The sequence below is a fragment of the Pseudomonas sp. p1(2021b) genome, from assembly GCF_020151015.1.
Lineage (GTDB): Bacteria > Pseudomonadota > Gammaproteobacteria > Pseudomonadales > Pseudomonadaceae > Aquipseudomonas > Aquipseudomonas putida_K.
The window spans coordinates 2,730,258-2,754,126 of sequence record NZ_CP083746.1; the positions used below are offsets into that span (position 1 = coordinate 2,730,258).

23 protein-coding genes and 1 pseudogene are annotated in these 23,869 nt (G+C 65.4%); 14 read left to right on the forward strand and 10 right to left on the reverse strand.

All coding sequences use genetic code 11. The features are described from left to right. Positions 1-57 precede the first annotated feature (57 nt). A complete protein-coding gene (locus K8374_RS12550) occupies positions 58-900 on the reverse strand; it encodes a Ku protein (RefSeq protein ID WP_224455825.1) in 843 nt (280 codons plus the stop codon). Between the two features lie 40 nt (positions 901-940). Further along, the gene (locus K8374_RS12555; RefSeq protein ID WP_224455826.1) at positions 941-1,846 is read right to left on the reverse strand and encodes an SDR family oxidoreductase; all 906 of its coding nucleotides are present in this window, start codon (positions 1,844-1,846) and stop codon (positions 941-943) included. 191 nt (positions 1,847-2,037) lie between these two features. Here K8374_RS12555 and K8374_RS12560 point away from each other — a divergent pair, with 191 nt between their 5' ends. From K8374_RS12560 to K8374_RS12570, 3 genes are read left to right on the forward strand one after another with little or no spacing between them, the layout of a single operon-like run. After that, a complete protein-coding gene (locus K8374_RS12560; RefSeq protein WP_084857778.1) occupies positions 2,038-2,541 on the forward strand; it encodes a CinA family protein in 504 nt (167 codons plus the stop codon). A gap of 13 nt (positions 2,542-2,554) precedes the next feature. Continuing rightward, positions 2,555-3,061 (forward strand): hypothetical protein, encoded by a 507-nt coding sequence (locus tag K8374_RS12565; RefSeq protein ID WP_224455827.1) that lies wholly within the window; start codon positions 2,555-2,557, stop codon positions 3,059-3,061. An 8-nt stretch (positions 3,062-3,069) separates the two neighbouring features. Next, positions 3,070-3,513, forward strand: a complete 444-nt coding sequence (locus K8374_RS12570) for a DUF421 domain-containing protein (RefSeq protein WP_224455828.1) — start codon at positions 3,070-3,072, stop codon at positions 3,511-3,513. A gap of 19 nt (positions 3,514-3,532) precedes the next feature. Here the strand turns inward: K8374_RS12570 and K8374_RS12575 are convergent, their stop codons facing one another. From K8374_RS12575 to K8374_RS12610, 8 genes and pseudogenes are all read right to left on the reverse strand, one after another. Beyond that, on the reverse strand, positions 3,533-3,766 hold the full coding sequence (locus K8374_RS12575; RefSeq protein ID WP_224455829.1) for a PLD nuclease N-terminal domain-containing protein: 234 nt from the start codon (positions 3,764-3,766) through the stop codon (positions 3,533-3,535). Positions 3,767-3,795: 29 nt separating this feature from the next. Then, positions 3,796-4,947: a carboxylate-amine ligase gene (locus K8374_RS12580; RefSeq protein ID WP_224455830.1), complete on the reverse strand. Its 1,152-nt coding sequence runs from the start codon at positions 4,945-4,947 to the stop codon at positions 3,796-3,798. Positions 4,948-4,952: 5 nt separating this feature from the next. Further along, on the reverse strand, positions 4,953-5,906 hold the full coding sequence (locus K8374_RS12585) for a methyltransferase (RefSeq protein ID WP_224455831.1): 954 nt from the start codon (positions 5,904-5,906) through the stop codon (positions 4,953-4,955). Beyond that, positions 5,906-7,234 (reverse strand): iron-containing redox enzyme family protein, encoded by a 1,329-nt coding sequence (locus tag K8374_RS12590; RefSeq protein WP_224455832.1) that lies wholly within the window; start codon positions 7,232-7,234, stop codon positions 5,906-5,908. The genes K8374_RS12585 and K8374_RS12590 overlap by 1 nt, the downstream gene beginning before the upstream one ends. 18 nt (positions 7,235-7,252) lie before the next feature. Then, entirely contained in the window at positions 7,253-7,441 is a 189-nt protein-coding gene (locus K8374_RS12595; protein ID WP_084857767.1) for a hypothetical protein, read from the reverse strand. A 61-nt stretch (positions 7,442-7,502) separates the two neighbouring features. Beyond that, positions 7,503-7,622, reverse strand: a pseudogene (locus K8374_RS12600) (KGG domain-containing protein); the annotation flags it as partial. Between the two features lie 199 nt (positions 7,623-7,821). Beyond that, positions 7,822-8,235 carry a CBS domain-containing protein gene (locus tag K8374_RS12605; RefSeq protein ID WP_224455833.1) on the reverse strand — a complete coding sequence of 138 codons (414 nt, stop codon included), beginning with the start codon at positions 8,233-8,235 and terminating at the stop codon, positions 7,822-7,824. A 147-nt stretch (positions 8,236-8,382) separates the two neighbouring features. Next, positions 8,383-9,264 carry a Dyp-type peroxidase gene (locus K8374_RS12610; protein WP_224455834.1) on the reverse strand — a complete coding sequence of 294 codons (882 nt, stop codon included), beginning with the start codon at positions 9,262-9,264 and terminating at the stop codon, positions 8,383-8,385. A 417-nt stretch (positions 9,265-9,681) separates the two neighbouring features. Between K8374_RS12610 and K8374_RS12615 the strand changes: the two genes are divergently transcribed. The 11 genes from K8374_RS12615 to hbdH all read left to right on the forward strand — a co-directional run bounded on the left by K8374_RS12615 (position 9,682) and on the right by hbdH (position 23,863). After that, positions 9,682-10,746, forward strand: a complete 1,065-nt coding sequence (locus tag K8374_RS12615) for an enoyl-CoA hydratase/isomerase family protein (protein ID WP_224455835.1) — start codon at positions 9,682-9,684, stop codon at positions 10,744-10,746. Positions 10,747-10,762: 16 nt separating this feature from the next. Beyond that, positions 10,763-11,914, forward strand: coding sequence for an acyl-CoA dehydrogenase family protein (locus tag K8374_RS12620; RefSeq protein ID WP_224455836.1), 1,152 nt, complete (start codon positions 10,763-10,765; stop codon positions 11,912-11,914). A gap of 118 nt (positions 11,915-12,032) precedes the next feature. Then, a complete protein-coding gene (locus K8374_RS12625; protein WP_224455837.1) occupies positions 12,033-14,021 on the forward strand; it encodes a zinc-dependent metalloprotease in 1,989 nt (662 codons plus the stop codon). A gap of 486 nt (positions 14,022-14,507) precedes the next feature. Further along, positions 14,508-15,569: a 3-deoxy-7-phosphoheptulonate synthase gene (locus K8374_RS12630; RefSeq protein WP_224455838.1), complete on the forward strand. Its 1,062-nt coding sequence runs from the start codon at positions 14,508-14,510 to the stop codon at positions 15,567-15,569. A 77-nt stretch (positions 15,570-15,646) separates the two neighbouring features. Then, complete coding sequence (locus tag K8374_RS12635; protein ID WP_084857752.1) at positions 15,647-15,928, forward strand: peptidylprolyl isomerase; 282 nt, start codon at positions 15,647-15,649, stop codon at positions 15,926-15,928. A 127-nt stretch (positions 15,929-16,055) separates the two neighbouring features. Further along, positions 16,056-17,897 (forward strand): extracellular solute-binding protein, encoded by a 1,842-nt coding sequence (locus K8374_RS12640; protein WP_224455839.1) that lies wholly within the window; start codon positions 16,056-16,058, stop codon positions 17,895-17,897. Then, positions 17,894-18,952 (forward strand): microcin C ABC transporter permease YejB, encoded by a 1,059-nt coding sequence (locus tag K8374_RS12645; RefSeq protein WP_224455840.1) that lies wholly within the window; start codon positions 17,894-17,896, stop codon positions 18,950-18,952. Before K8374_RS12640 ends, K8374_RS12645 begins: the two co-directional genes overlap by 4 nt. Beyond that, on the forward strand, positions 18,952-19,968 hold the full coding sequence (locus K8374_RS12650) for an ABC transporter permease (RefSeq protein ID WP_224455841.1): 1,017 nt from the start codon (positions 18,952-18,954) through the stop codon (positions 19,966-19,968). The genes K8374_RS12645 and K8374_RS12650 overlap by 1 nt, the downstream gene beginning before the upstream one ends. A gap of 63 nt (positions 19,969-20,031) precedes the next feature. Further along, positions 20,032-21,429 (forward strand): sigma-54 interaction domain-containing protein, encoded by a 1,398-nt coding sequence (locus tag K8374_RS12655; RefSeq protein WP_224455842.1) that lies wholly within the window; start codon positions 20,032-20,034, stop codon positions 21,427-21,429. Between the two features lie 261 nt (positions 21,430-21,690). Continuing rightward, positions 21,691-23,082, forward strand: a complete 1,392-nt coding sequence (locus K8374_RS12660; RefSeq protein WP_224455843.1) for a GntP family permease — start codon at positions 21,691-21,693, stop codon at positions 23,080-23,082. Between the two features lie 10 nt (positions 23,083-23,092). After that, positions 23,093-23,863 (forward strand): 3-hydroxybutyrate dehydrogenase, encoded by a 771-nt coding sequence (gene hbdH, locus K8374_RS12665; protein ID WP_224455844.1) that lies wholly within the window; start codon positions 23,093-23,095, stop codon positions 23,861-23,863. Positions 23,864-23,869: the final 6 nt, after the last annotated feature.

A 23,869-nucleotide genomic window follows, 5' to 3' on the forward strand; every position in this document is an offset into this window, starting at 1 on the left:
CCCTGGGGCCGCTTTGCGGCCCTTTCGCGGCGCGAGGCCGCTCCTACCGAGCCGGCGCTAACCGCCCGATGCCTTGCGCGGACGTTTGGTCGGCTTCTTCTGCGGTGCCGCTTTCTTGCCGCCAAGGCTGCGCTTGAGCAGTTCGGTGAGGTCGATGATATCGGCGCCTTTCTCCGTGGCGCCGTCGCCCTTCTCGACCACACTGATCTTGCCCTTGCTGGCCTTTTCCTCGACCAGGTCGAGGATGGTCTGGCGGAAGGCGTCGTGGTAATCCTCCGGCGTCCAGGGCCCGCTCATGTCCTCGACCAGGCGCTTGGCCATGTCCAGCTCGCGCTTGTCTACCTTGGCGTCGGTCACGCTCTTGTCCAGTTCCAGGGTTTCGAGCCCACGCACTTCCTCGGGCCAGCGCAGGGTGATCATCACCAGGGCGTCGTCCAACGGGCGCAGCAGCGCCAGGTGCTGACGGGTATGCAACACCACCGTCGCCAGGGCCACCTTGCCGGTGCTCTGCAGCGTCTCGCGCAGCAACGCATAGACCTTGCCACCGCGCCGGTCCGGGCTGAGGTAGTACGGGGTGTCGAAATGCTGCAAGGGGATGTCGGTGGCCTCGACGAAGGAGAAGATATCGATGGTCTGGGTCGCCTCCGGGCGGGCGTTGCGGATCTCCTCCTCGCTGATGATCACGTAGTGCCCTTTCTCGTATTCCACGCCCTTGACGATGTTTTCCTTGTCGATTTCCTTGCCGGTGACCTTGTTCACCCGCTTGTAGCCCACCGGCTCCATGCTGCGCTTGTCGAGCCAGTCGAAATCCACACGCTCGGTGCGCACGGCCGTGTTGAGGCTCACGGGGATGTGCACCAGACCGAAACTGATCGCGCCTTTCCAGATTGCCCGGGCCATGGCTTGCTCCTAGCATTCGTACATTGAAGGCCCCGCTGCCCTAGGGCAGCGGGTTGCCACCGGTGACACCGAACACCTCGCCGGTGATGTAGCTCGACTCCTGGGAGGCCAGCAACACATACAGCGGCGCACACTCGGCCGGTTGCCCGGGGCGCTTCATCGGCGACTGGGAACCGAATTCGGGAATCTTTTCCGGCGGCTGGCCACCGCTGGGCTGCAGCACCGTCCAGATCGGCCCGGGGGCCACGGCGTTGACCCGGATGCCGCGCTCGACCACCTGCTTGGCCAGGGCCTTGGTGAAGGCGACGATGGCGGCCTTGGTGGTGGCGTAGTCGAGCAGCGTCGCCGAAGGCTGGTAGGACTGGATGGACGCGGTGTTGATAATGGTCGCACCGGCCGGCATCAGCGGCACGGCCGCCTGGCACAGCCAGAATAGCGCATAGACGTTGGTCTTGAGGGTATGGTCGAACTGCTCGTGGCTGATCTGGCCGATGTCCTTGCGCGCCTCTTGCTTGCCGGCCACGTTGACCAGGATATCCAGGCCGCCGAGTTGCTCATGGGCCTGGTCGACCAGCTCCTTGCAGAACACTTCGTCCTTCAGGTCCCCGGGAATGGCGATCGCCTGGCGCCCTTCGGCCTCGATCAACTTGATCACTTCACGGGCATCGGCCTGCTCCATCGGCATGTAGTTGAGCGCGATGTCGGCCCCCTCACGGGCGAAGGCAATGGCCACGGCGCGGCCTATTCCCGAGTCGGCGCCGGTGATCAGCGCCTTGCGCCCGGCCAGGCGGCCAAAGCCCTTGTAGCTGTCTTCGCCATGGTCGGGCTTGGGCTGCATGTTCGCATCGAGGCCCGGTGGCGCCTGGGTCTGGTCGGGAAACGGCGGGTGCGGGTATTGGGTCAGCGGGTTCTGCATGCTGAACTGGTCACGGGGTTTGTTGGGCATGGCGTGCCTCCTTGACTTGGCATTTCTACGAACGGCTCGGCCCACGAGGGGCACCTAAGCGTTCGAGACCGCCTGGCAAACGAAGGTTTGTCCGGCCCGCCGGGCTTGCCGACGGGTGGTCGGTGAAGACCGGCTGAACCATTGGCCTTGGCCGGGCGTCCATCGCAAAAGGCCCGAACGAGGCGCACCCAATGCAAGACGATCCCATCCAGGATGTCCTGGACTACCTCAAAGCCCATGACTTGGTCCTGACCACGGCCGAGTCCTGCACCGCCGGGCGCATGGTCGCCCTGCTGGCCGAGCACCCAGGGCTTGGCGAGACGCTGGAGAGCGGCTACGTGGTGTACTCGCCCAAGGCCAAGCAGCGCTTGCTGGGGGTCAGCTCGGCGACCATCGAGCGCTATGGGCTGACCAGCGAAGCAGTCGCCTGGGAGATGGCCCTCGGCGCGCTCAAGGACAGCACCGCCAATGTGGCCATCGCCACCACCGGCGTGGCCGGCCCGGACGGCACCGACGGCGTCGCCCCGGGCACCTTGTGCTTCGCCTGGGCCTTCGATGGCGAGCCGATCGCGGTCTTCACCCGCAGCCAGCGTTTCTTCGGCGATCGCGCCGAGGTATTGCGCCAGGCCGCGCTGTACGGACTGACCCGCCTGCGTCACTACCACGAGCGCTGGCTGCGTGGCGAGCGGGCCTGAGGGAACGCTACCCATGACCGACGATGAACAGCTGTCGCGAAACCAGCCGGTGCAGGAAGACATGCCCATGCAACGCCGGGTCTGGCGTTTCGAGCGGGTGGGCTGGTACATGCTCGTGCTGCTGGTATTGCTGGCCTTGGCAGGGCTGTTCGGCAATGGCCCGCTCAGCCGTAGCGAGGTGACCAGCGCCGACGGCCGGATCCAGGTCGAGTACCAGCGCTTCAACCGCGCCGGCGCCATGGACAGCATGCGCATCAGCGTGCGTGGCAGCGGCAATGGGCCGGTGACGGTGATGCTCGGCGGCTCGCTGTTCAGCGAGGCCAGCATCGAGACGATGCAGCCCCAGCCGCTGGCGTCGCTGTCCCAGGGCCGGGCCTTGCAGCTGCAGCTGGGCACCGGCGGCGATGGCCAGGCCACGCTCTACCTGACACTGCGAGCCGATGCGCCCGGCCCGCTCGAAGGCGTGGTACGTGCAGGCCCGAACAGCGCAGTGCGTTTTTCCAGCTTCGTCTACCCTTAGGAGCCGACATGGATTCGATCCTTCGCGCCGCTGCCATGTACCTCGCCCTGATGCTGTTGTTCCGCATCGCTGGCCGACGCTCGCTGGGCGATCTGACCACCTTCGACTTCGTGCTGCTGATGATCATCGGCGAAGCGACCCAGCAAGCCTTGCTGGGCGAGGACTTCTCGTTCATCAACGCCATGCTGGTGATCGCCACGCTGATCGTGCTGGACGTGGGGCTGTCGCTGGCCAAACTGAAATCCCGGCGACTGGCCCGAGTGCTGGACGGCCACGCAACCCTGGTGGTGGAGCACGGGCGATTCCTGCATGGGCGCATGCGCAAGGCGCGCCTGACCGAGGACGATATCCTCGAGTCGGCGCGCGACAGCCAGGGGGTCGAGACGGTGGAGCAGATCCGCTATGCGATCGTGGAGCGCAACGGCAAGATCTCGATCATCAAGGAGGCATGATCCCGCGGTGGGGATCGACTCAACCCTTGCTGTGCTCCGGCGATGTAGGCCCGGTGCCGGGCTTGATGCCCCGGGGGCCGAACAGGCCCCAGATGACCAGCCCGACCACCGGGAAGATCACCAGCAGCAAGGCCCAGAGAATCTTGGTGCTGTCACGTTTTTCACTGCGGAACACACTGACGATGGCCCATAGGTCCAGCAACAGAATGATTGCCGCAACCGCTATCCAGAAGTAGATCATCAAGTCGCCCATGGCGGGTACCTCCTCGAATACGAATGGGTTCAGGCTAGCCCTTGGGCCAGGGCAGGCAACGGCTCGCTGCCGCGCCCTTGGGCCAGCACCTGGTCGACCACCGCGCGCAACGCCTGGCGCGCGTCGAGCCCGGCGCCGCGGGCCTGCGCCAGGCAGTCGAGCTGGTGGTCGGCGCTGGTGCCCTCGCGCAGGATGCGCTGGGCCTGGATGAAGGCGCGTTCGGCATCCACCGTGGTGGCCGGGTATCGGCCCTGCAGCTGCGCCAGCCAGCCTTCGGCGGTGACCGGCGCCTGTTCGTGAACACCGATGTAATGCCCATGTCGACCATGGCGCTTGGCACGCCAGTAGTTCTCCTGGGTGATCCAGCGCATCTCCCGGGTGATCGGGTCCGGGGCATGGCGCTGGGCCAGGCAGCTTTCCACCAGGTGGCGGAACAGCCCGGCGATGCACAGCACGTCCTCCAAGCGCGGGCAGGCATCGCAGATGCGCAGTTCCACGGTCGGGTAGCGTCGGGACGGGCGGATCGCCCACCAGAAGTCGCCCTCCTTGGCCAGCGCCCCTGTACGCTCCAGCAATGCCCGGTAACGCTCGTAGGCCCCCCAGTCGGCCAAGGGCTCAGGCAGTTCCATGTGCGGCCATTCGGCACAGATCACCCGCCGGTAGCTCATGTAGCCGGTGCAGTGCCCGCCCCAGAACGGCGACGAGGTGCTCAACAGCAGGAACAACGGCAGCCAGTACAGCACTTGGTTGATCAACTGGATGCGATCGCACCCCGGCGGTACACCGACATGGACATGCAAGCCGGACAACAGGCTGCGCCGGGCCACATGCTGGTAGTCGTCGAACACCTGGCGGTAGTGCGGCGTGGTCCTGGCCCGTTGGCGTAGCCATTGGGCGCTGGGGTGGCTGGCGGCGCAATACAGGCCGACGCCTTCCTGGGCCAGGGCTTCGCCCAGGCGCTGGCGGCTGCCTGCCAGGAACTGGCGCGCCTCGTGCAGGTTGCCGAACACCGGCGAAGCGACTTCGATCTGGCTGCGAAACATCTCCTCGGCGAAATACGGGCCCATGATCTCCCGGCAACGCCGGGCCACCCCCAGGGAAGGCGTGGCCAACACCCGCCCGCTGGCAACGTCCACCAGCAAGTATTCTTCCTCGATGCCGAAGGTGCAGGGCCGGTACATGGCCGTCACGCGTTACGGGTGACGGTCAACGCCACCGCAGCGATGCGCTCGACCCGCTCATAGCCCGGCTCGAGCAGCTGTTCGCCGAACACGTCCGGGTCCACTTCGCGGTACACCCAGCTCCACTGCGGCCCGGCCAGGCGCAGGCGAATGGCCTCGAGCAGCGCGTCCCGGCCCTCGACGATCGCGACGCCCGTGTACAACAGCAGCGAGCCGCCTGGACTGAGGCGTTCACGCGCCTGCTCGACGATGCGCAAGGACAGTTCGGCACCCAGCGCTCCACCTCCATGACGGTAGACCCGCTCGCTGGCATCGAGCATGTACGGCGGGTTGGCGACGATCAGGTCGAAGGTACCGGTGATGCCATCGAGCAGATCGCTCGGCTCCACCGATAGATTGCCCACCCCGGCCAGGGCGGCGTTGATGGCGGTGTAGCGCAAGGCCAGCGGGTTGATGTCCACCGCACTGACCTGGGCATGCTGGGCGGCACGGGCAATCAGCAGTGCGCCGACACCGCTGCCGCACCCGATGTCCACGGCATGCTGGACACGGTTGGGGCTGCGCTGCAGGTGGTCATGGATCACCTGGGCGAAACGGTAGCTGTCCGGGCCGAAGAACACGGCGTCGCTGGCATCGGTGGGGAACGCCGAATGCACCAGCAACAGGTCGTCCAGGCTCGACCAGCGCACCGTGCTGCGCAGCAGCTCGCCCTCTTCGACCAGCACCTGCGCCGCGGCCAGTTGCGCAAGCTCGTCGGCCGAGATCAGCGAAGGTGCGAACGGCCGGCTCCAGCCGAACACATCGCGCAGCGTACGCGCCCGGTCGGTACCCTCGCGGGCGTTGTTGCGGGCATGGGTCGCCGGCGTCACGCAGGTGAAACGATAACCATCGGCGTGCAGGCGCCGGCCCAGTTGCAGCAGGGCCTCATCGGCCTGGATCTGTTCTTCGTCGAGCAGCATCAGCGGGGTTCCTCCTGGGCAAGCCCGGTGGCCTGGATATAGGCGCGGGTTGCGCGCAGGCCTTCCGGTAGAGCGTGGCCGTTGCCAGCCATACGTTCGATCAGCACCGGCAACGGTGCGCGCTCACCGTCTATGTGGTCCAGCTCGACATCCAGTTGCCAGCTACCAGGCGCCACCCGCGGTTGCCGGGGCGCCTCCCAGCCATCGGCGATCCAGTCGTGCCAAAGCTGCTTCTCATAGGCGCTGAACACGCCGAACATGGCGGCGGCCGGGCCCTCGATCAGCTTCCACAGGCGGCTGCGCGCCGGGTCTTGGCCCCGGCGCACCCAGCCCTGGTCCTGCAGGGCCGTGAGAAAGCCCGGCAAGGCGTCCGTCTCGGACAACCAGTCGTTGATGGTGCGCCCCTGCAGGCGGCAGTGGTCCGAATGCATCATCTGGCCGAAGGCACGCTTGCGCTCCAAGGCCGCGAGCAGTTCGCCCTCGAGGTCGAAGCTGGCGATCAGGCTGGGGGTGTCGGTGCCCAGGTCGTTTAGCCGGTAGCCGCGCCGTACCCGCTGGTAGAACCCTTCGCCATCCTCTGCCGGCCAAAGCTGGCGCAGCGCCTGGATGGCCTTGTGAGCATGGCCGCTGGCGGCGTTGTCGATGGTCACATGCAGCTGGAAGTAGTGGCCATCGATGCCCAGTTCGGCCAGCTCATAGGTGGTGATCAGCAGGTGCAGCGGCGGTTGCTCGTAGCCCAGGTTGTAACCGATCACCTCGGGCAGGAACGCCTCGGTGTTCTGCCCAAGGGCCAGCTGCACGGCCCCTTGCAGGTAGCGCTCCGGCGCCAGGGGCAAGGGTTCCAGGCAGCCCAGGCGGCTGAGCAGTCGCTGGTAGATCAGCACATGGTTGCAGCGCGGGTCGCCATCGCCCAGTTCTTCCAGGTAGGTGCGGATCAGCCCGTGGTAGCGCGGGTCGGGCCATTGGGGCAACAAGCCCTGCAGCCAAGCGCCATCCACCGCCTTGGTCGGTGCCACCTGCTGCAGGAACCACAGGGCCTGGGCGCGGTTGGCGAAATAGCGGCGCGGCGCCCCTTTGCGCCGCGCCTGCAGGTAGACCGCGTGGTCACGGGCGACCTTGGCGGCATGCCGCGCGGACCAATCGTCCAGTTGCGCGGGTGAGGTGGGCAGGTCATCGGGCAGCGTGTCAGCCCGGTCCAGTTGTTCGGCGAGCCATAGGGCGCTGTCTTCGCAGCGGCCTTGCAGCAGGGCCTGGTAGCGTCGCTCCAGGCTGTCGTTCGCGGCCAAGGCCGGCGCCACGGGGGCGGCCTTGCGGGTCATGACCGTCATGCCTCACTCCTTGCGCGATCAGTTGTCTTCGGACGGCACCGGTTGCGAATCGGGGGCAGGCGCTGTGGCCGGCGCGTCGGGCTTTTGCATCTGCAGCGAGGGTTTGCTGGGGTCGGCGTCCTTCGCCGGGTGGTCGTCGTCACGGTCGAAACAGCCGCCCAGCAGCGACAGGCTGCCGAGCAGGCAGATCAATGGGGCCATGCGCATGGGATATCCTCCTTGCGAAAGTGATCGCAGTGCCAGGGAGCCTGGCACTGCGTTGCCTCACTTACGAGCGGCCGCCCTTGCGGCTCGACTCGCTGGAACGGCCACCACCGGAGTGCTGCCCGCCTTTGCGGCCGGCTTCGGAGGCCTTCTCGCGGTCGTTGGCGAAATTGCCTGGGTTCTTCGATCCACCCTGGCTGCCGGTCCTGCTGTTTTCTTTGTTGGCCATGGTCTGTTACCTCGTGTGGCTTCGGGATGCACGGCAGCTGCCGTACATAGCTTGGGAGTACGGCGATAAAACGGGATTCGCTTTATTCCGGTACCCGCCGGACCGGTGGCATTAAATAAGCGGCCACGGTTTATTTGGCGCGCAAGCTTTGCGCTCAATGGGCCTTGGCCACGCCCTGGAGCACTTCGCCACAGACGTGGTTCTGCCGCGCGCTGGCCAGGTTGCCCAGCGAAACGATGCCGACCAAGCGCTTCTCGCTATCGACCACCGGCAGGCGGCGCTTCTCGATGTCGGCCATGTTCGCCGCCACGGTTTCCACGTCATCGTTGTCGAAGCAGTAGCAGACCTTGTCGCTCATCAGCGATTGCACGGCGCTGTCCAGCGAGCGGCCGTCAGCCACACCGCGGATGACGATGTCGCGGTCAGTGATGACACCAATCATCCGGTCGTTGTCGCCGACCACCAGCGAGCCGATATCCTGCTCACGCATCAGCTGGGCGGCCTCGCGCAGGCTGGTGCCGGGGCTCACGACCTGGACGTCACGGCTCATGATTTCGGAAACTTTCATGGGGTGTCCTCCTCTGTTCTGGGAAAAGTTCCGTCGGTTGCACAACGGTAGAGGACAGGGTCGAGCGCGGGTTTGAAGGGTGGCGTGGGTTAGCCGATGGATGGTGAGGCAGGCAGCCGCCGGCGCGTGGCCGGCGGCGCTCGAAGGTCAAGCCTGCAACAACAGGCTCAGGTCGACACCGGCCTGGCCCATGGGCGGGCACCAGTAGTAGCCACCGGTCAGCGGGCGGCTGAAGCGGTACAGGCCATCGATGATGCCGTCTTCCAGGCCGCTCATGCGCCGCAGCTGCACCTCGAAGGCGTCCAGCGAATGGCCCAGGGCCACGAACGCCAGGCCCGCGCCACGCTCGTCGGCCCAGGCCACGGAGCGACGCACCACGAATGCCTCCGGGGCGAAGCTTTCCTGGGCGGTACGCTTGACGTGGGCCGATGCGGGGGCGTCGTCCAGCTCTTCGTTGTCGCTCAGGCGGCGGCCGATGATGTTGTCCTGCTCTTGCTGGGGCAGCGACTTGAAGTAGTTCAGGTCGTGCTTCCACAACTGGAAGGCGGCGAAACTGGAGCCGGCCAGGCCGGCCTGGTCACCGGCGACGATGGCAGCCTCTACGGCCGCTGCTTCTACCGGGTTCTCGGTACCGTCTTCGTAGCCGCTCAGGTCATGGCCGCCGCGATGCAGGAAGCCATCGACGCTGTCCACCAGGCGCAGTGCCGGGGCCAGCGCCTGCTCCAGGGCCTGGGCGCGCAGGAACAGGTCGCCCCGTTGCTCGCCGCGCAGCCACAGCCACAGGGCGTGCTGGGTGCTGGGGTTCTCGACCGCTGCATCCAGCTGAGGGAAGGCGCGCAGGCCCGGAACCTCGCGGCCCAGGGCCTTGACCAGGGGCGCGCCGACACAGAGGATCAGGCTCTGCCCATCGACCTGGGGCAACAAGGCATCGAGTGCCGCAGGCAGCGCCTCGGCCGACTGCACGGCGAAGAACAGGTGGCGGGCATGGGCGGGAACGGGTGTGGCAAGCAGACCTTGCTGGAACGGCATGTGTGGCTAATCCTCGGGTGAGAGCGTGATGCTGTTGGGCCTGCTCTGCAGGCCATCGCGGGACAAGCCCGCTCCTACAGGGGTGTAGAAGCGGACTTGCCCCACGATGGGCCGCGCAGCGGCCACAGAAAGCGGGAATGCTAGAGGCGCACGGCGCTGCCTTCAAGCGGCAAATCGACTCGGGGCAGGCGCAGGGTCCACCTCATGTCCTGCGCGCTACCGAGTTGCGTGAACCCGATAAACGCCTCCTACGCGCTAAAGTGGTAGGACGAGCCTGGGGGTACGCCATGCAAAAATGCAGACAGGCACTGCAGATTTGTCGATTGTGCAGGGCATATTCGCATGCCAGGATCCTGCGATCCTCCAGCGCACGCCAAACTTCACTTGGAAAATCAATAACAAAGCAGGGAGACCGCGATGAACGCGCACGCTCATTCCGAGGCCCACGTGCTGGCCGAAATCCGCAACCATATCGGCCACCTGACCCTCAACCGCCCCGCCGGCCTCAATGCCCTGACCCTCGACATGGTGCGCAGCCTGCAATGTCACCTCGACCAGTGGGCCAAAGACCCGCAGGTATACGCGGTGGTCCTGCGTGGCGAAGGCCCCAAGGGCTTCTGCGCCGGCGGTGACATCCGGTCGCTGCACGACAGCTTCAAGGCCGGCACGAGCCTGCACCGGGATTTCTTCGTCGAAGAGTACGCCCTGGACCTGTACATCCATCACTACCGCAAACCGGTGATGGTCCTGATGGACGGCTTCACCCTCGGGGGTGGCATGGGCCTGGCCCAGGGCGCCGACCTGCGGGTGGTCACCGAGCGCAGTCGCCTGGGCATGCCGGAAGTGGCCATCGGCTACTTCCCGGATGTCGGCGGCAGCTACTTCCTGTCGCGCGTTCCCGGTGAGCTGGGCACCTACCTGGGCGTCAGCGGCACACAGATCCAGGCCGCCGATGCACTGTATTGCGGCCTGGCCGACTGGTACCTGGAGAGCGACAAACTCGCCGCCCTGGACGCTGGCCTCGACCGCCTGAACTTCGGCGACCACCCGCTCAAGGACCTGCAAGGCCTGTTGGCCAAGCTCGGCACCCAAGTGCTGGACGATGCCCCCTTGGCCAAGCTGCGCCCGGTGATCGACCACTTCTTCGCCCTGCCCGACCTGCCCAGCATCATCGAACAATTGCGCGCCGTGAGCATCGGCGACAGCCACCCATGGGCCCTGGCCACCGCCGACCAGCTGGAAAGCCGCTCGCCCCTGGCCATGGCGGTTACATTGGAAATGCTGCGCCGTGGCCGCCAGATGAGCCTGGAGGACTGCTTCGCCATGGAGCTGCACCTGGACCGCCAATGGTTCGAGTACGGCGACATCATCGAGGGCGTGCGCGCCCTGATCATCGACAAGGACAAACAGCCACGCTGGAACCCGCCAACCCTCGCCGGCCTCGACCGCCAGCGCGTGGACCAATTCTTCGAAGGCCTGTGAGCCGGGGAGTACACAGATGCAAGACCTGGAACTGAGCGAAGAGCAGATCATGATCCGCGACATGGCCCGGGACTTCGCCCGTGGCGAGATCGCACCCAACGCCCAGGCGTGGGAAAAAGCCGCCTGGATCGACGACGGCATGGTGCGCAAGATGGGCGAGCTGGGCCTGCTCGGCATGGTCGTGCCGGAGGACTTCGGCGGCAGCTACACCGACTATGTGGCCTATGCCCTGGCGGTCGAGGAAATCGCCGCCGGTGACGGCGCCACCGGTGCCTTGATGAGCATCCACAACTCGGTCGGCTGCGGCCCGCTGCTGGCCTACGGCACGCCTGAGCAGCAACAGGCCTGGCTGCCGCGCCTGGCCAGCGGCGAGGTGATCGGCTGCTTCTGCCTGACCGAACCCCAGGCCGGCTCCGAGGCCCACAACCTGCGCACCCGCGCCGAGCTGGTGGATGGCCACTGGGTGATCAACGGCGCCAAGCAGTTCGTCAGCAACGCCCGCCGCGCAGGGCTGGCCATCGTCTTCGCGGTGACCGACCCGGAGCTGGGCAAGAAAGGCCTCTCGGCCTTCCTGGTGCCCACCGACAACCCCGGTTTCAAGGTCGACCGCAGCGAGCACAAGATGGGTATCCGTGCCTCCGACACCTGCGCGGTGACCCTGGACAACTGCCGCATCCCGGCCGCCAACCTGCTGGGCGAACGGGGCAAGGGCCTGGCCATCGCCCTGTCCAACCTCGAAGGCGGGCGTATCGGCATCGCCGCCCAGGCCCTGGGTATCGCCCGCGCCGCGTTCGAGGCGGCATTGGCCTATTCCCGCGACCGCGTGCAGTTCGGCAAGCCGATCAATGAACACCAGAGCATCGCCAATCTGCTGGCCGACATGCAGGTGCAGGTCAATGCCGCACGCCTATTGATCCTCCACGCCGCACGCCTGCGCAGCGCCGGCAAGCCGTGCCTGTCCGAAGCGTCACAGGCCAAGCTGTTCGCCTCGGAGATGGCCGAACGGGTGTGCTCGATGGCGATCCAGGTGCATGGTGGCTATGGCTATCTGGAGGACTACCCGGTGGAGCGCTATTACCGTGACGCGCGCATCACGCAGATCTACGAGGGGTCGAGCGAGATCCAGCGCATGCTGATTGCGCGTGAACTCAAGCAATACCCGTTGTAACGCGGTGCTGAAACACGCATGGATGGATACCCTGTGATCCACCAGAGCTATCAGGTCCGCTAGGCGACCGTCCCGATGCCTGGCCCTACCGTTGGCGCAAACCAACGGAGGGTCAGCCATGAAGCTACCAGCAGTCACCATCGGCATGCTTGCCATGCTTTCGATCACATCCAGCCCAATCGCCCAGACGTTGCCGCCAGGTGCAACCACCAGCGGTGCACTGGGCGACAACGCATTACCACTTACCCCGTCCGTCCCGGTAACGGGCAAGCAACGCGTGTTATTGGTCATCGGTAAATGGGCCGATGGCAGCACCACCGATCCCGATGTGCAATGGAACCAGGTGTTCGGCGCAAACAAGGAATCCCTTCGCAGTTGGACGCTCGCCAGCTCCTATGGGCGATTGCAGCTTGACCCGGTGGAAACCGCCAATGGCAGGAAAATGCTCATTGCTGACTTCGGCCCGCGGCCGGCCGGGAACTGCAACCATGGTGACTTGCAGGCGCGTGGTCGCGACGCGGCAGTCAAGGCCAACCTCAGCGACGACTACGATTACCTGTTCGTGGCAGCAAAATGCCAAGGCGGCGCGGTGGCTACCGTCTCGGGCCGAACGATATCCCTGTTCGGCCAAGGCGGTAGCGCCCATGTCTGGCGTCACGAGTATGGCCATAACCTTGGCACTCACCATCCAGACATGTACATCAATTGCCCCCTGTCGATGGCCGGTCTGAAAGTGCCCGAAGGGTGCGCGGTCAAGCCCACGAAGGACCCAGGCGATCCTACCGGTGGCGGCGCCACGCACTACCCTGGCATTACTCGCGCATTCGCCGGGTGGCTCGCCCCATCCGAATACGGCCTGTTGACGGCGACGGGGCTTTACAGCCTGGCCAATCTCGGCAGCGCCGGCCCACAGCTATACGTATTCCAAAGTCCCCACGACAAACGCTTCATCTCCTTCGAATACCGCAAGGATGTCGCCAGCCCAGCAAACAGCGGTGTATGGGTACGCTATTCGAACGTAAGAAGCAGCGTGAAATCGATACTGGTCAACGCCAACGTGGCGGATACCGTCGGCAACCAGCCTCAATTCAAGGCAGGCCAGACACTGCACGATGCCCAGGCAGGTCTGCGCGTGAACGTCTGCTCCACCGGCAGCGATGCGACCCTTGCCGTAGCCCTGGGCAACGATGCGCTTCCAGCGTGTACCGGCGTCGCGGTCGCTGCCTTGCAAACACCAGGAGCAGGGAGCACTGCTACCCAGTACCCGCTGTTCTCCGGAACCGGGATCCCGGGTGCGCAAGTCCGCATAGCCCAGAGCCACAACCCTGGCAACATCCTCGCGACAACGCGCGTCGATGCGCGCGGAAAATGGCAAGTGCTGTCGGAAAAGGTGCTGCCCACAGGCAGGTATTCGGTCTCGACACAGCAAGTGCTCGATGGCCGAGTATCGAGTTGGGGCCCGAACATCAGCTTCGGTATCGAAAAGGCCAACTTGACCCCGCCACTCATTGAAACGCCGGCAATCAACCAACCTACCGGGCAATATCCGATCCTATCGGGCCAGGCGCTCCCCGGCGCCACGGTGACTATCGCGCGTGCCTATGCCCCCCATGACATACTCGCCACCACGACAGCCGATGGCTATGGCAAATGGGCAGCGTTGCCCAGCAAGCCGCTGCCTGAAGGCAAGTTCGGCATCGGCGTGCGCCAACACTTGGCCGACCAGCGATCATCATGGACCGCAAGCCACTTCTTCCAGGTAACGGCACAATTGGCGCCACCGGTAATAGCCTCGCCTCGTGCCGGTGAACAAACCAGTACGCACCCTTGGGTTTCCGGCACGGCATTACCGGGTGCCCATATCGCGGTACACAAGCGCAACCAGCCGGAAATGTCGTTGGGTGAAACCGTCGTGGACCGCCATGGCAATTGGTCGGTCCAGCTCAATGGACCGCTTCCCGTCGGCAACTTCACGCTGTCTGCCGTGCAATATGTAAAGGGGAAACGCTCCGCCTGGGCGCCGCACCTGACGTTCAGGGTCGTCGAAGCCAGCAATGATCGCGCCGATAGCATTTATCCATTGAACGCCACGGTAAAGGTGCAGTAAGCTCGGGCTCATTCACTGGAGAGCAACATGACCCACAGCATCCGCAACCACGCCAACCACACCGGTCGCACCGCGCGCCCTGTGCTGGCCGTTGCTCGCTGCCAGGCCGTTGCCAGCTTCTATTTTGGGTATTGGTTTAGCCACTAGGCGCCGCTGATACCCACACGGCGCCCACCTTCGAGGGGCCGCCGAACACGAGAATACTCAAACCCCCGGTCGGCTCCCCGCCCCGGGGGTTTTGCTTTTCCAGGCTTTCGAAAAACACCGATTCACGTTGAGGACAGATTCATGAACTACATCACTTATCACTACGCAGACACCTACACCTGGCGATTTAGCCAATCCCGTTCGGGCCAGCCTGCCGCCTCCGTTCGGTCGCTCCTGGGTGGCAACGCCGTACGCAGTACCACACCGAATATCTGTCGAACACCTCGATAGGGCCGACCGCGCGGGCCTGAACCCGCCGTCCGCCCAGGGAAACACGCCATGCACTCGTCGAACCTCGCACTGCCCCTGACCCAGCCCCAGGCTGCCAACACCGCCGTCAGCCAACGCCTGCCAAGCCCTCATCTGCTCAAGCAGCAAATGCCACTGGGCAGCGCCCTCGCCCAGCAAGTCCAGCACCATCGTCACGCCATACGCGCCATTCTCGAAGGCCTCGACCCACGCCTGCTGGTGGTGGTCGGCCCATGCTCGCTGCACGATCCACGCTCGGCGCTCGAATACGCCGACCGCCTGGCGGCCCTCAGCCGCGAAGTGGACGACAAGCTGCTGCTGGTGATGCGTGCCTACGTCGAGAAGCCGCGCACCACGGTAGGCTGGAAAGGCCTGGCCTACGACCCGCACCTGGACGGCAGCGACGACATGCACGGCGGTATCGCCCTGTCCCGCGGGCTGATGCTGGGCATGATCGAGCGTGGCCTGCCGGTCGCCACCGAGCTGTTGCAACCGATGGCCGCCGGCTACTTCGACGACCTGCTGGGCTGGGCCGCCATTGGCGCACGTACCACCGAGTCGCAGATCCACCGCGAGATGGTCAGTGGCCTGGAACTCCCGGTGGGCTTCAAGAACGGCACCGACGGTGGCGTCGGCATCGCCTGCGACGCCATGCGCAGCGCCGCCCACCCGCACCGCCATTTCGGCATGGATGCCCAAGGCCACCCGGCGATCATCGAGACCCTGGGCAACGCCGATACCCACCTGGTCCTGCGGGGCGGGCACCACGGCCCCAACTACGATGCCGCCAGCATCGCCCAGGCCCGCCAGGGGCTGGCCAAGGCCGGCTTGACCGCTCGCATCATGGTCGATTGCAGCCACGCCAACAGCGGCAAGGACCCGGCCCGCCAACCGGCCGTGTTCGAGGACGTGCTTGAGCAACGCCTGCAAGGCGATCGCTCGATCATCGGCATGATGCTCGAGGGCCATTTGTTCGACGGCTGCCAGGCGCTGGGCAAGGGCCCGTTGCAATACGGCGTGTCGATCACCGACGGCTGCCTGGGCTGGGACGCCACCGAAGCATTGCTGCGGCGCGCGGCCGAGCGTTTGTGAAGCAAGGGCAAGCCTGGCGAGACATACCCCGGACAAGTGCGCTAGGCTTGCGTTTTTCACCCAAGGAGTACCTTCCCATGGCACGTGCCACTGCCCGCCACATCCTGGTCAGCACCGAAGAGAAGTGCAACGAACTCAAGGCGCAGATCGAAGCCGGCGCCGACTTCGCCGAAGTCGCCAAGGCCAACTCCACTTGCCCGTCCAGCCGCCAGGGCGGCGATCTGGGCTCGTTCGGCCCGGGCCAGATGGTCAAGGAGTTCGACACCGTGGTGTTCAGCGCCCCGGTCAACACCGTGCAAGGCCCGGTCAAGACCCAGTTCGGCTACCACCTGTTGGAAGTGACCAGCCGCCAGGACTGAGCCTGACTTGGCCCTGCCCGCCCGCCTCCGCTCTGTGGGAGCGGGCTTGCCCCGCGATAGCGCCAGCAGGGGCGACACCATTGCCGCCTCTTTCGCTATCGCGAGGCAAGCCCGCTCCCACAGGGGCATGCGTCGCGCGATAGCGTGGTGCATCGTTTGGGCGCTCGGCCTGCCCTCGACGAGCCACGCCGCGCCTACCCACGCCCTCACCGTCTATGGTGAAGCGCCCCGCTACTCCGCCACCTTCAGCCATTTCGACTACGTCAACCCGAATGCCCCCAAGGGCGGCATCCTGCGTCGCTCGGCCCTGGAGATCGGCCAGTTCGACCACCTCTTGCCATACATCGACAAGGGCATCGGCGTCAGCGAAGTCGATGGTTGGCTCTATGCTCCGCTGGCGGTGCGCTCGTTCGACGAGCCCTATACCGTCTATGGCTTGATCGCCCGACGCATGGAGCGTGGCCGCGACGATGCCTGGCTGCGTCTGGAAATCGACCCGCGCGCGCGCTTCGCCGATGGCAAGCCGGTGCGCGCCGAAGACGTGCGCTTTACCTTCGAGCTGCTGATGAGCAAGGGCAGCCTGCGCTACCGCACCCAGTTCGCCGATGTCACCGGGGTGGTGGTCGAGGGCCCGCGCACGGTGCGCTTCGACTTCAGGCAACCCCACGGCCGCACCCTCCCCCTGGACCTGGCCAGCCTGCCGGTGCTGCCCGAACATGACTGGCGCCAGCGCGACTTCGCCAATGGCGCAGGCTTCGACAAACCGGTGGGCAGTGGCCCCTATCGCATCGGGCGGATCGACAACGGCCGCAGCATCACTTTCGAGCGCGACCCCACCTGGTGGGCCCGGGACCTGCCTGCCAGCCGTGGCCGCTACAATTTCGAGCGCATCCGCATCGAGTACTTCGGCGATACCGAGGTCGCCCGCCAGGTCCTGCGTGGCGGTGGCTACGACTACAACCGTGAATTCTCCGCCACTGCGTTCACCCTCGGCTATAACGGCGACGCCCTGGATGACGGCCGTCTGCAACGGGCGCACCTGGGCCCGGCCAAGCCGCAGACCGCCCAGGGCTTCGTCTTCAACCTGGAGCGGCCTGTGTTCCAGGACCGCCGCGTGCGCCAGGCCCTGGCGATGCTCTGGGACTTCGAGTGGAGCAACCGGCAGATGATGCGCAACCTGTACATCCGCCAGCAGAGCGTGTTTTCCAATACCCCGCTGGCCGCGCGCCGTTTGCCGGATGCCGCCGAGCTGAAGCTGCTCGAGCCGCTGCGCGGCCGGGTGCCGGACGAAGTCTTCACCCAGGTCTTCCAGGCGCCGGTGACCGATGGCTCGGGCATCATCCGCCCCCAGCAGTTGCAGGCCCTGGCCTTGCTGCAAGCGGCCGGCTGGCGGCCACACGAGGACCGCCTGGTGAATGCCATGGGCGAGCCCCTGAGCTTCACCTTCCTCAATGGCCAGTCGGGCCTGGAGCGCCTGCTGTTGCCGTGGAAGCGCAACCTGGCGCAGATCGGCATCACCCTGAACATTCGCAACGTCGACTCGGCCCAGTACGTCAACCGCCTGATGGCCCGTGACTACGACATGATCGTCACCGGCTACCCGGTGACCCTCTCGCCCGGTGCCGAGCTGTACAACTATTTCGGCTCGGCCGCCGCCAAAGACCCCGGTTCGAACAACCTCATGGTACTGCGCGATCCGGCCGTAGACACCTTGCTCGACGGCCTGGTGCGCGCCAAAACCCAGGCTGACATGCTGCACCACGCCCATGCCCTGGACCGAGTGTTGCAATGGAACTACTACTGGATCCCCAACTACTACCCACCGGGCAGCTCCACGGTCTGGTGGAACCGCTTCGGCCTGCCCAAGGTACAGGCAGCCTATGACGAGGGGTTGGACACCTGGTGGGAAATCAGCCCGACGCCGCTGACCAACGCGCAAATGGCCGAACGCCTGAAGGCCACCCCATGACCGCCTACATCCTGCGCCGCCTGCTGCTGATCATCCCCACATTGCTGGCGATCCTGCTGGTCAACTTCGCCATCGTCCAGGCCGCCCCGGGCGGGCCGGTGGAACAGGCCGTAGCGCGCCTGCAGGGCATCGGCGGTGGCGCGCCGGGCGCGCGGGCCGAGACGGTGCAGGGCGAGTCCCGCGCGAGCCGGGGGTTGGACCCTAAGCTGATCGAAGAGATCAAGCGCCAGTATGGCTTCGACAAATCCGCCCCCGAGCGCCTATGGCTGATGCTTGGCCAATATGCCCGGCTGGACTTTGGCCAAAGCTTCTTCCGCGGGGCCAAAGTCACCGACCTGATCCTGGAGAAACTGCCGGTGACCCTGTCGCTGGGTTTCTGGGCCACGCTGATCACCTACCTGGTGTCGATCCCCCTGGGCATACGCAAGGCCGTGCGCCATGGCAGCCGTTTCGATGCCTGGAGCAGCGCCTTGATCGTCGTCGGTTACGCCCTGCCCTCGTTCCTGTTCGCCCTGTTGTTGATCGTGCTGTTCGCCGGGGGCACGTCGCTGAACTGGTTCCCGGTGCGTGGGCTGGTCTCGGAGGATTTCGACCAGCTCAGCGTGCTGGGCAAGGTCGCCGACTATTTCTGGCACCTGGTGCTGCCGGTCGGGGCCCTGGTGATCGGCGGCTTCGCCACCCTGACGCTGCTGACCAAGAACGCCTTCCTCGACGAGATTTCCCGCCAGTACGTGGTCACCGCCCGGGCCAAGGGCCTGAGCGAGCGGCGGGTACTGTACGGTCATGTGCTGCGCAACGCCATGCTGCTGGTGCTGGCCGGGCTGCCCCAGGCGCTGATCACGGTGTTCTTCGCAGGCTCGCTGCTGATCGAAGTGATCTTCTCCCTCGACGGCCTGGGCCGCATGAGCTATGAAGCCGCCGTGTCGCGAGACTACCCGGTGGTGTTCGGCACTCTATTCATCTTCACCTTGGCCGGGCTGTTGATCCGCTTGGCGGGCGACCTCGGCTATACCCTGCTCGACCCACGCATCGATTTCGACGCGAGGGGGCATTGATGTTCTCCCCCATCGCCCGTCGGCGCTTACGGTGCTTCCGGCGCAACCGTCTGGGTTGGGTCTCGTTGTGGCTGTTCGCCGGCATCCTGCTGCTGAGCCTGGGTGCGGAGTTGGTGGCCAACGACAAGCCGCTGCTGCTCTCCTACAAGGGCGAGCTCTACACCCCGGCCCTCAAACGCTATACCGAGCAGCAGTTCGGCGGCCAATTGCCCTTCCAGCCGGACTACCGCAGCGCCTACGTACGCCAACTGATCGAAAGCCAGGGTGGCTGGATGCTGTTCGCGCCGATACCGTTCAGCGCCGACACGCCCAACTACGACCTGCAGGTGCCCACGCCCAGCCCGCCGAGTGCCAACAACTGGCTGGGCACCGATGACCAGGGCCGTGACGTGCTGGCGCGCGTGTTGTACGGCACGCGAGTGTCGCTGCTGTTCGCCTTCGCCTTGACGCTGGTCAGCGTGCTGATCGGCGTCACCGCGGGGGCGCTGCAGGGCTACCACGGCGGTTGGGTGGACCTGCTCGGCCAGCGTTTGCTGGAGGTCTGGTCAGGGTTGCCGGTGCTCTATCTACTGATCATCCTCAGCGGTTTCGTCGAACCGGATTTCTGGTGGTTGCTGGGAATCATGGCGTTGTTCTCCTGGCTGACCCTGGTGGACGTGGTGCGCGCCGAGTTCCTCCGTGGGCGCAACCTGGAGTACGTGAAAGCCGCGCGGGCCCTGGGCTTGCCGGATGGGCAGGTGATGCTGCGGCACATTTTGCCCAATGCTATGAACGCCACTCTGACCTACGTGCCCTTCATGCTCACCGGGGCCATCACCACCCTGACGGCCCTGGATTTTCTCGGCTTCGGCATGCCGGCGGGCAGTGCCTCGCTGGGCGAACTGGTGACCCAGGGCAAGCAGCACCTGGAGGCACCCTGGCTGGGCTTCACGGCATTCTTTGCCTTAGCGCTGATTCTCTCGCTGCTGGTGTTCATCGGCGATGCCCTGCGCGAGGCATTCGACCCACGGGCATAGCCGCCCACAAGGGCGGCACTTATAGCCATAATCCTTGCCACCGCATTCCAAAGGCCCGGCCCCATGCATCAAAGCGACAGCCTCAAGGACTATCCCAAGGTTCGCCAACGGGCGATCCGCTCGTTGTTCGAGATCATCGAGCAATCCAGCGAGGGCACGGTGATCGTCGACCGCCAGGCGCGCATCGTGTGGATGAACGAGCGCTACGCCCGACGCTTTGGCCTGGCCGACGCGGCCAGCGCCATCGGCCAGCCCTGCGAGGCGGTGATCCCCGGTAGCCTGATGCGCGAGGTGGTCAGCAACGGGCGGCCGATCCTGCTGGACATGCTCGACACGCCCAACGAGCCGTTGGTGGTGATGCGCCTGCCAATCCACGATGAGCGCGGCGAGCTGATCGGCGCCATCGGCTTCGCCCTGTTCGATGAGCTGCGCAGCCTCTCGCCCTTGCTCAAGCGCTATTCGAGCATGCAGCAGGAACTGGCTTCGACACGTTCGCAATTGAAGGCACGCCAGGCCAAGTACAGCTTCGCCCAGTTCGTCGGCACCAGTGCCGCCAGCCTCGAGGCCAAGCGCCGGGCACGCCGCGGCGCGGGTAGCGATTCCCCGGTTCTGCTGCTGGGCGAGACCGGTACTGGCAAGGAACTGCTGGCCCACGCGATCCATGCCGCCTCGCCACGGGCGCATAAGGCATTCGTCAGCATCAACAGCGCAGCCATTCCGGAGACCTTGCTGGAAGCCGAGTTCTTCGGCACGGCGCCAGGCGCATTCACCGGTGCCGACCGCAAGGGGCGCAGCGGCAAGCTGCAACTGGCCGAAGGGGGGACCCTGTTCCTCGACGAGATCGGCGACATGCCCCTGGCACTGCAAAGCAAGCTGCTGCGGGTATTGCAGGAGAAGGAATACGAGCCGGTCGGCTCCAACCAGATGCTGCGCAGCGACGTACGCGTCATTGCAGCCACGTCGATCGACCTGCAGGCGGCCATGGCCATCGGCACGTTTCGCGCCGACCTGTATTACCGGCTCAACGTGCTGCCCATCGAAGTACCGCCCCTGCGCGAACGCCTGGGCGATCTGCCGGCGCTGTGCGAGGCAATCCTGGCCGAGCTGGGCAGCCAGTACGAGCTCGAACCCGAGGCTCAGGCGCTGCTGGCCCAGCATGCCTGGCCGGGGAATATCCGTGAGTTGCGCAATGTGCTGGAACGGGCGACCTTGCTGGCGGACCAGGCGCGCTTGGGCATGGAGGATGTCCTGGCGGCGCTAGGGCCGGTGAGCCCGGTGGCATCGACCGCAGTGGCTCGCCAGGGGTATCGGGAGGCGTGCGAGGCGTTCGAGCGCAAATTGATTGTCGATGCGTTGGACGAGAGCGCGGGGAATGTGCCACAAGCCGCGAAGATGCTGGGGTTGGGGCGTTCGACGTTGTACAAGAAGATGGCTGCGCTGGGTATTTCGTCCATAGCTTGAGAGTTGAGTCTATGTTTGTAGACAGCGCGAGGGCTACGCCCTCGATCGCGGCACAAGGCCGCTCCTACAAGGGCTCCGCTACAGCAGGACCTCGTCTGTGGGAGCGGGCGGGGCCCCCGCGATGCAGGCGACTCGGTCTCAAAGGAGAGACCAGAAGCACTTTTTAGCAATTAAATCCTATTGAAATCAGCTAGTTAGGTTTTTGGCACGATTCCCGCTATCTCCCGGTCCATCATAAAAACAAGACGTGGAGACACCCCGATGACCGTGCTCATCGCCCTCGCTGCCCTAGCACTGCTGATGCTGGCCGCCTACCGTGGCTACAGCGTGATCCTCTTCGCCCCCATCGCCGCCCTCGGCGCCGTCCTGCTCACCGACCCCGCCGCCGTGGCGCCTGCCTTCACCGGCGTGTTCATGGAGAAGATGGTCGGCTTCATCAAACTGTATTTTCCCGTGTTCCTGCTCGGCGCCGTGTTCGGCAAGCTCATCGAGCTGTCGGGCTTCTCGCGCTCGATCGTCGCTGCGGCCATTGGCCTGCTCGGCACCCGCCAGGCCATGCTAGTGATCGTGTTGGTATGCGCCTTGCTCACTTACGGCGGCGTGTCGCTGTTCGTGGTGGTGTTCGCGGTGTACCCGTTCGCCGCCGAGATGTTCCGTCAGAGCGACATCCCCAAGCGGCTGATCCCGGCGACTATCGCCCTGGGCGCGTTCTCCTTCACCATGGACTCCCTGCCTGGCACCCCGCAGATCCAGAACATCATCCCCAGCACCTTCTTCAACACCACCGCCTGGGCCGCGCCCTGGCTCGGGCTGATCGGCACCCTGTTCGTGTTCAGCGCCGGCATGCTCTACCTGCGTCGCCAGCGCAACAAGGCCCAGCGCGCGGGCGAAGGCTACGGCAACGACCTGCGCAACGAACCGGAAACCGCAGACGACCTGGCTTTGCCCAACCCATGGCTGGCCCTTTCGCCGCTGGTGCTGGTGGGCGTGATGAACCTGCTGTTCACCCACTGGATCCCCCAGTGGTACGGCGCGAGCCATACCCTGCAACTGCCGGGCATGAGCGCGCCGGTGCAAAGCGACGTGGCCAAGCTGACCGCCATCTGGGCGGTGCAGGCCGCCTTGTTGGTGGGCATCCTGATGGTGCTGGTGTGCGCCTTCGGCGCCATCCGCCAACGCCTGGCCGAGGGCACCAAGAGCGCGGTCGGCGGCGCCCTGCTGGCGGCCATGAATACCGCCTCGGAGTATGGCTTCGGCGCGGTGATCGCCTCGCTGCCAGGCTTTCTGGTACTGGCCGACGCCCTGCGCGCCATCCCCAACCCGCTGGTCAACGAAGCGATCACCGTCACGCTGCTGGCAGGCATCACCGGCTCGGCGTCCGGCGGCATGAGCATTGCGCTTGCAGCCATGAGCGAGAGCTTCATCGCCGCCGCCCACGCCGCCGACATTCCCCTCGATGTGCTGCACCGGGTGGCCGCCATGGCCAGCGGCGGTATGGATACCCTGCCGCACAACGGTGCGGTGATCACCTTGTTGGCCGTCACCGGGCTGACCCACCGCGAAGCCTACAAGGACATTTTCGGTATTACCCTGATCAAGACCCTGGCGGTTTTCGTGGTCATCGCCACGTTCTACGCCACCGGCATCGTCTAAGGAGACTGGCATGACACTCAACGGCAAGACCGCACTGGTCACAGGTTCCACCAGCGGTATCGGCCTGGGGATAGCCCAGGTGCTGGCTGGCGCAGGTGCGAATATCGTGTTGAACGGCTTCGGCGACCCGGCACCGGCACTGGCCGAAATCGCCCGGCTGGGCGTGCCGGTCATTCATCACCCGGCCGACCTGTCCGATGTAGCCCAGATCGAGGCGCTGTTCGCCCTGGCCGAGCGCGAATTCGGTGGCGTCGACATCCTGGTCAATAACGCCGGCATCCAGCACGTGGCGCCGGTGGAGCAGTTCCCCATCGAGACCTGGGACAAGATCATCGCCCTTAACCTCAGCGCCGTGTTCCACGGCACCCGCCTGGCGCTGCCCGGCATGCGCGCGCGCAACTGGGGGCGAATCGTCAACATCGCATCGGTACATGGCCTGGTGGGCTCCACCGGCAAGGCCGCCTATGTGGCAGCCAAGCATGGGGTGGTGGGGTTGACCAAGGTCGTGGGCCTGGAAACCGCCACCAGCAACATCACCTGCAACGCCATCTGCCCAGGGTGGGTGCTCACGCCGCTGGTGCAGAAACAAATCGACGACCGCGCCGCCTCAGGCATTGACCCACAGCAGGCGCAACACGATCTGTTGGCCGAAAAGCAGCCTTCCGTGGCATTTGTAACACCTCAGCACCTCGGAGAGCTGGTATTGTTCCTGTGCAGCGAAGCCGGCAGCCAGGTCCGTGGTGCCGCCTGGAACGTCGATGGCGGTTGGCTGGCCCAGTGAGGGCCT

Bases quoted from the DNA above. Each gene is read 5' to 3' on its own strand.
- K8374_RS12550 (WP_224455825.1), bottom strand. From the start codon at position 900: ATGGCCCGGGCAATCTGGAAAGGCGCGATCAGTTTCGGTCTGGTGCAC.
- K8374_RS12555 (WP_224455826.1), bottom strand. From the start codon at position 1,846: ATGCCCAACAAACCCCGTGACCAGTTCAGCATGCAGAACCCGCTGACC.
- K8374_RS12560 (WP_084857778.1), top strand. From the start codon at position 2,038: ATGCAAGACGATCCCATCCAGGATGTCCTGGACTACCTCAAAGCCCAT.
- K8374_RS12565 (WP_224455827.1), top strand. From the start codon at position 2,555: ATGACCGACGATGAACAGCTGTCGCGAAACCAGCCGGTGCAGGAAGAC.
- K8374_RS12570 (WP_224455828.1), top strand. From the start codon at position 3,070: ATGGATTCGATCCTTCGCGCCGCTGCCATGTACCTCGCCCTGATGCTG.
- K8374_RS12575 (WP_224455829.1), bottom strand. From the start codon at position 3,766: ATGGGCGACTTGATGATCTACTTCTGGATAGCGGTTGCGGCAATCATT.
- K8374_RS12580 (WP_224455830.1), bottom strand. From the start codon at position 4,947: ATGTACCGGCCCTGCACCTTCGGCATCGAGGAAGAATACTTGCTGGTG.
- K8374_RS12585 (WP_224455831.1), bottom strand. From the start codon at position 5,906: ATGCTGCTCGACGAAGAACAGATCCAGGCCGATGAGGCCCTGCTGCAA.
- K8374_RS12590 (WP_224455832.1), bottom strand. From the start codon at position 7,234: ATGACGGTCATGACCCGCAAGGCCGCCCCCGTGGCGCCGGCCTTGGCC.
- K8374_RS12595 (WP_084857767.1), bottom strand. From the start codon at position 7,441: ATGCGCATGGCCCCATTGATCTGCCTGCTCGGCAGCCTGTCGCTGCTG.
- K8374_RS12605 (WP_224455833.1), bottom strand. From the start codon at position 8,235: ATGAAAGTTTCCGAAATCATGAGCCGTGACGTCCAGGTCGTGAGCCCC.
- K8374_RS12610 (WP_224455834.1), bottom strand. From the start codon at position 9,264: ATGCCGTTCCAGCAAGGTCTGCTTGCCACACCCGTTCCCGCCCATGCC.
- K8374_RS12615 (WP_224455835.1), top strand. From the start codon at position 9,682: ATGAACGCGCACGCTCATTCCGAGGCCCACGTGCTGGCCGAAATCCGC.
- K8374_RS12620 (WP_224455836.1), top strand. From the start codon at position 10,763: ATGCAAGACCTGGAACTGAGCGAAGAGCAGATCATGATCCGCGACATG.
- K8374_RS12625 (WP_224455837.1), top strand. From the start codon at position 12,033: ATGAAGCTACCAGCAGTCACCATCGGCATGCTTGCCATGCTTTCGATC.
- K8374_RS12630 (WP_224455838.1), top strand. From the start codon at position 14,508: ATGCACTCGTCGAACCTCGCACTGCCCCTGACCCAGCCCCAGGCTGCC.
- K8374_RS12635 (WP_084857752.1), top strand. From the start codon at position 15,647: ATGGCACGTGCCACTGCCCGCCACATCCTGGTCAGCACCGAAGAGAAG.
- K8374_RS12640 (WP_224455839.1), top strand. From the start codon at position 16,056: ATGCGTCGCGCGATAGCGTGGTGCATCGTTTGGGCGCTCGGCCTGCCC.
- K8374_RS12645 (WP_224455840.1), top strand. From the start codon at position 17,894: ATGACCGCCTACATCCTGCGCCGCCTGCTGCTGATCATCCCCACATTG.
- K8374_RS12650 (WP_224455841.1), top strand. From the start codon at position 18,952: ATGTTCTCCCCCATCGCCCGTCGGCGCTTACGGTGCTTCCGGCGCAAC.
- K8374_RS12655 (WP_224455842.1), top strand. From the start codon at position 20,032: ATGCATCAAAGCGACAGCCTCAAGGACTATCCCAAGGTTCGCCAACGG.
- K8374_RS12660 (WP_224455843.1), top strand. From the start codon at position 21,691: ATGACCGTGCTCATCGCCCTCGCTGCCCTAGCACTGCTGATGCTGGCC.
- hbdH (WP_224455844.1), top strand. From the start codon at position 23,093: ATGACACTCAACGGCAAGACCGCACTGGTCACAGGTTCCACCAGCGGT.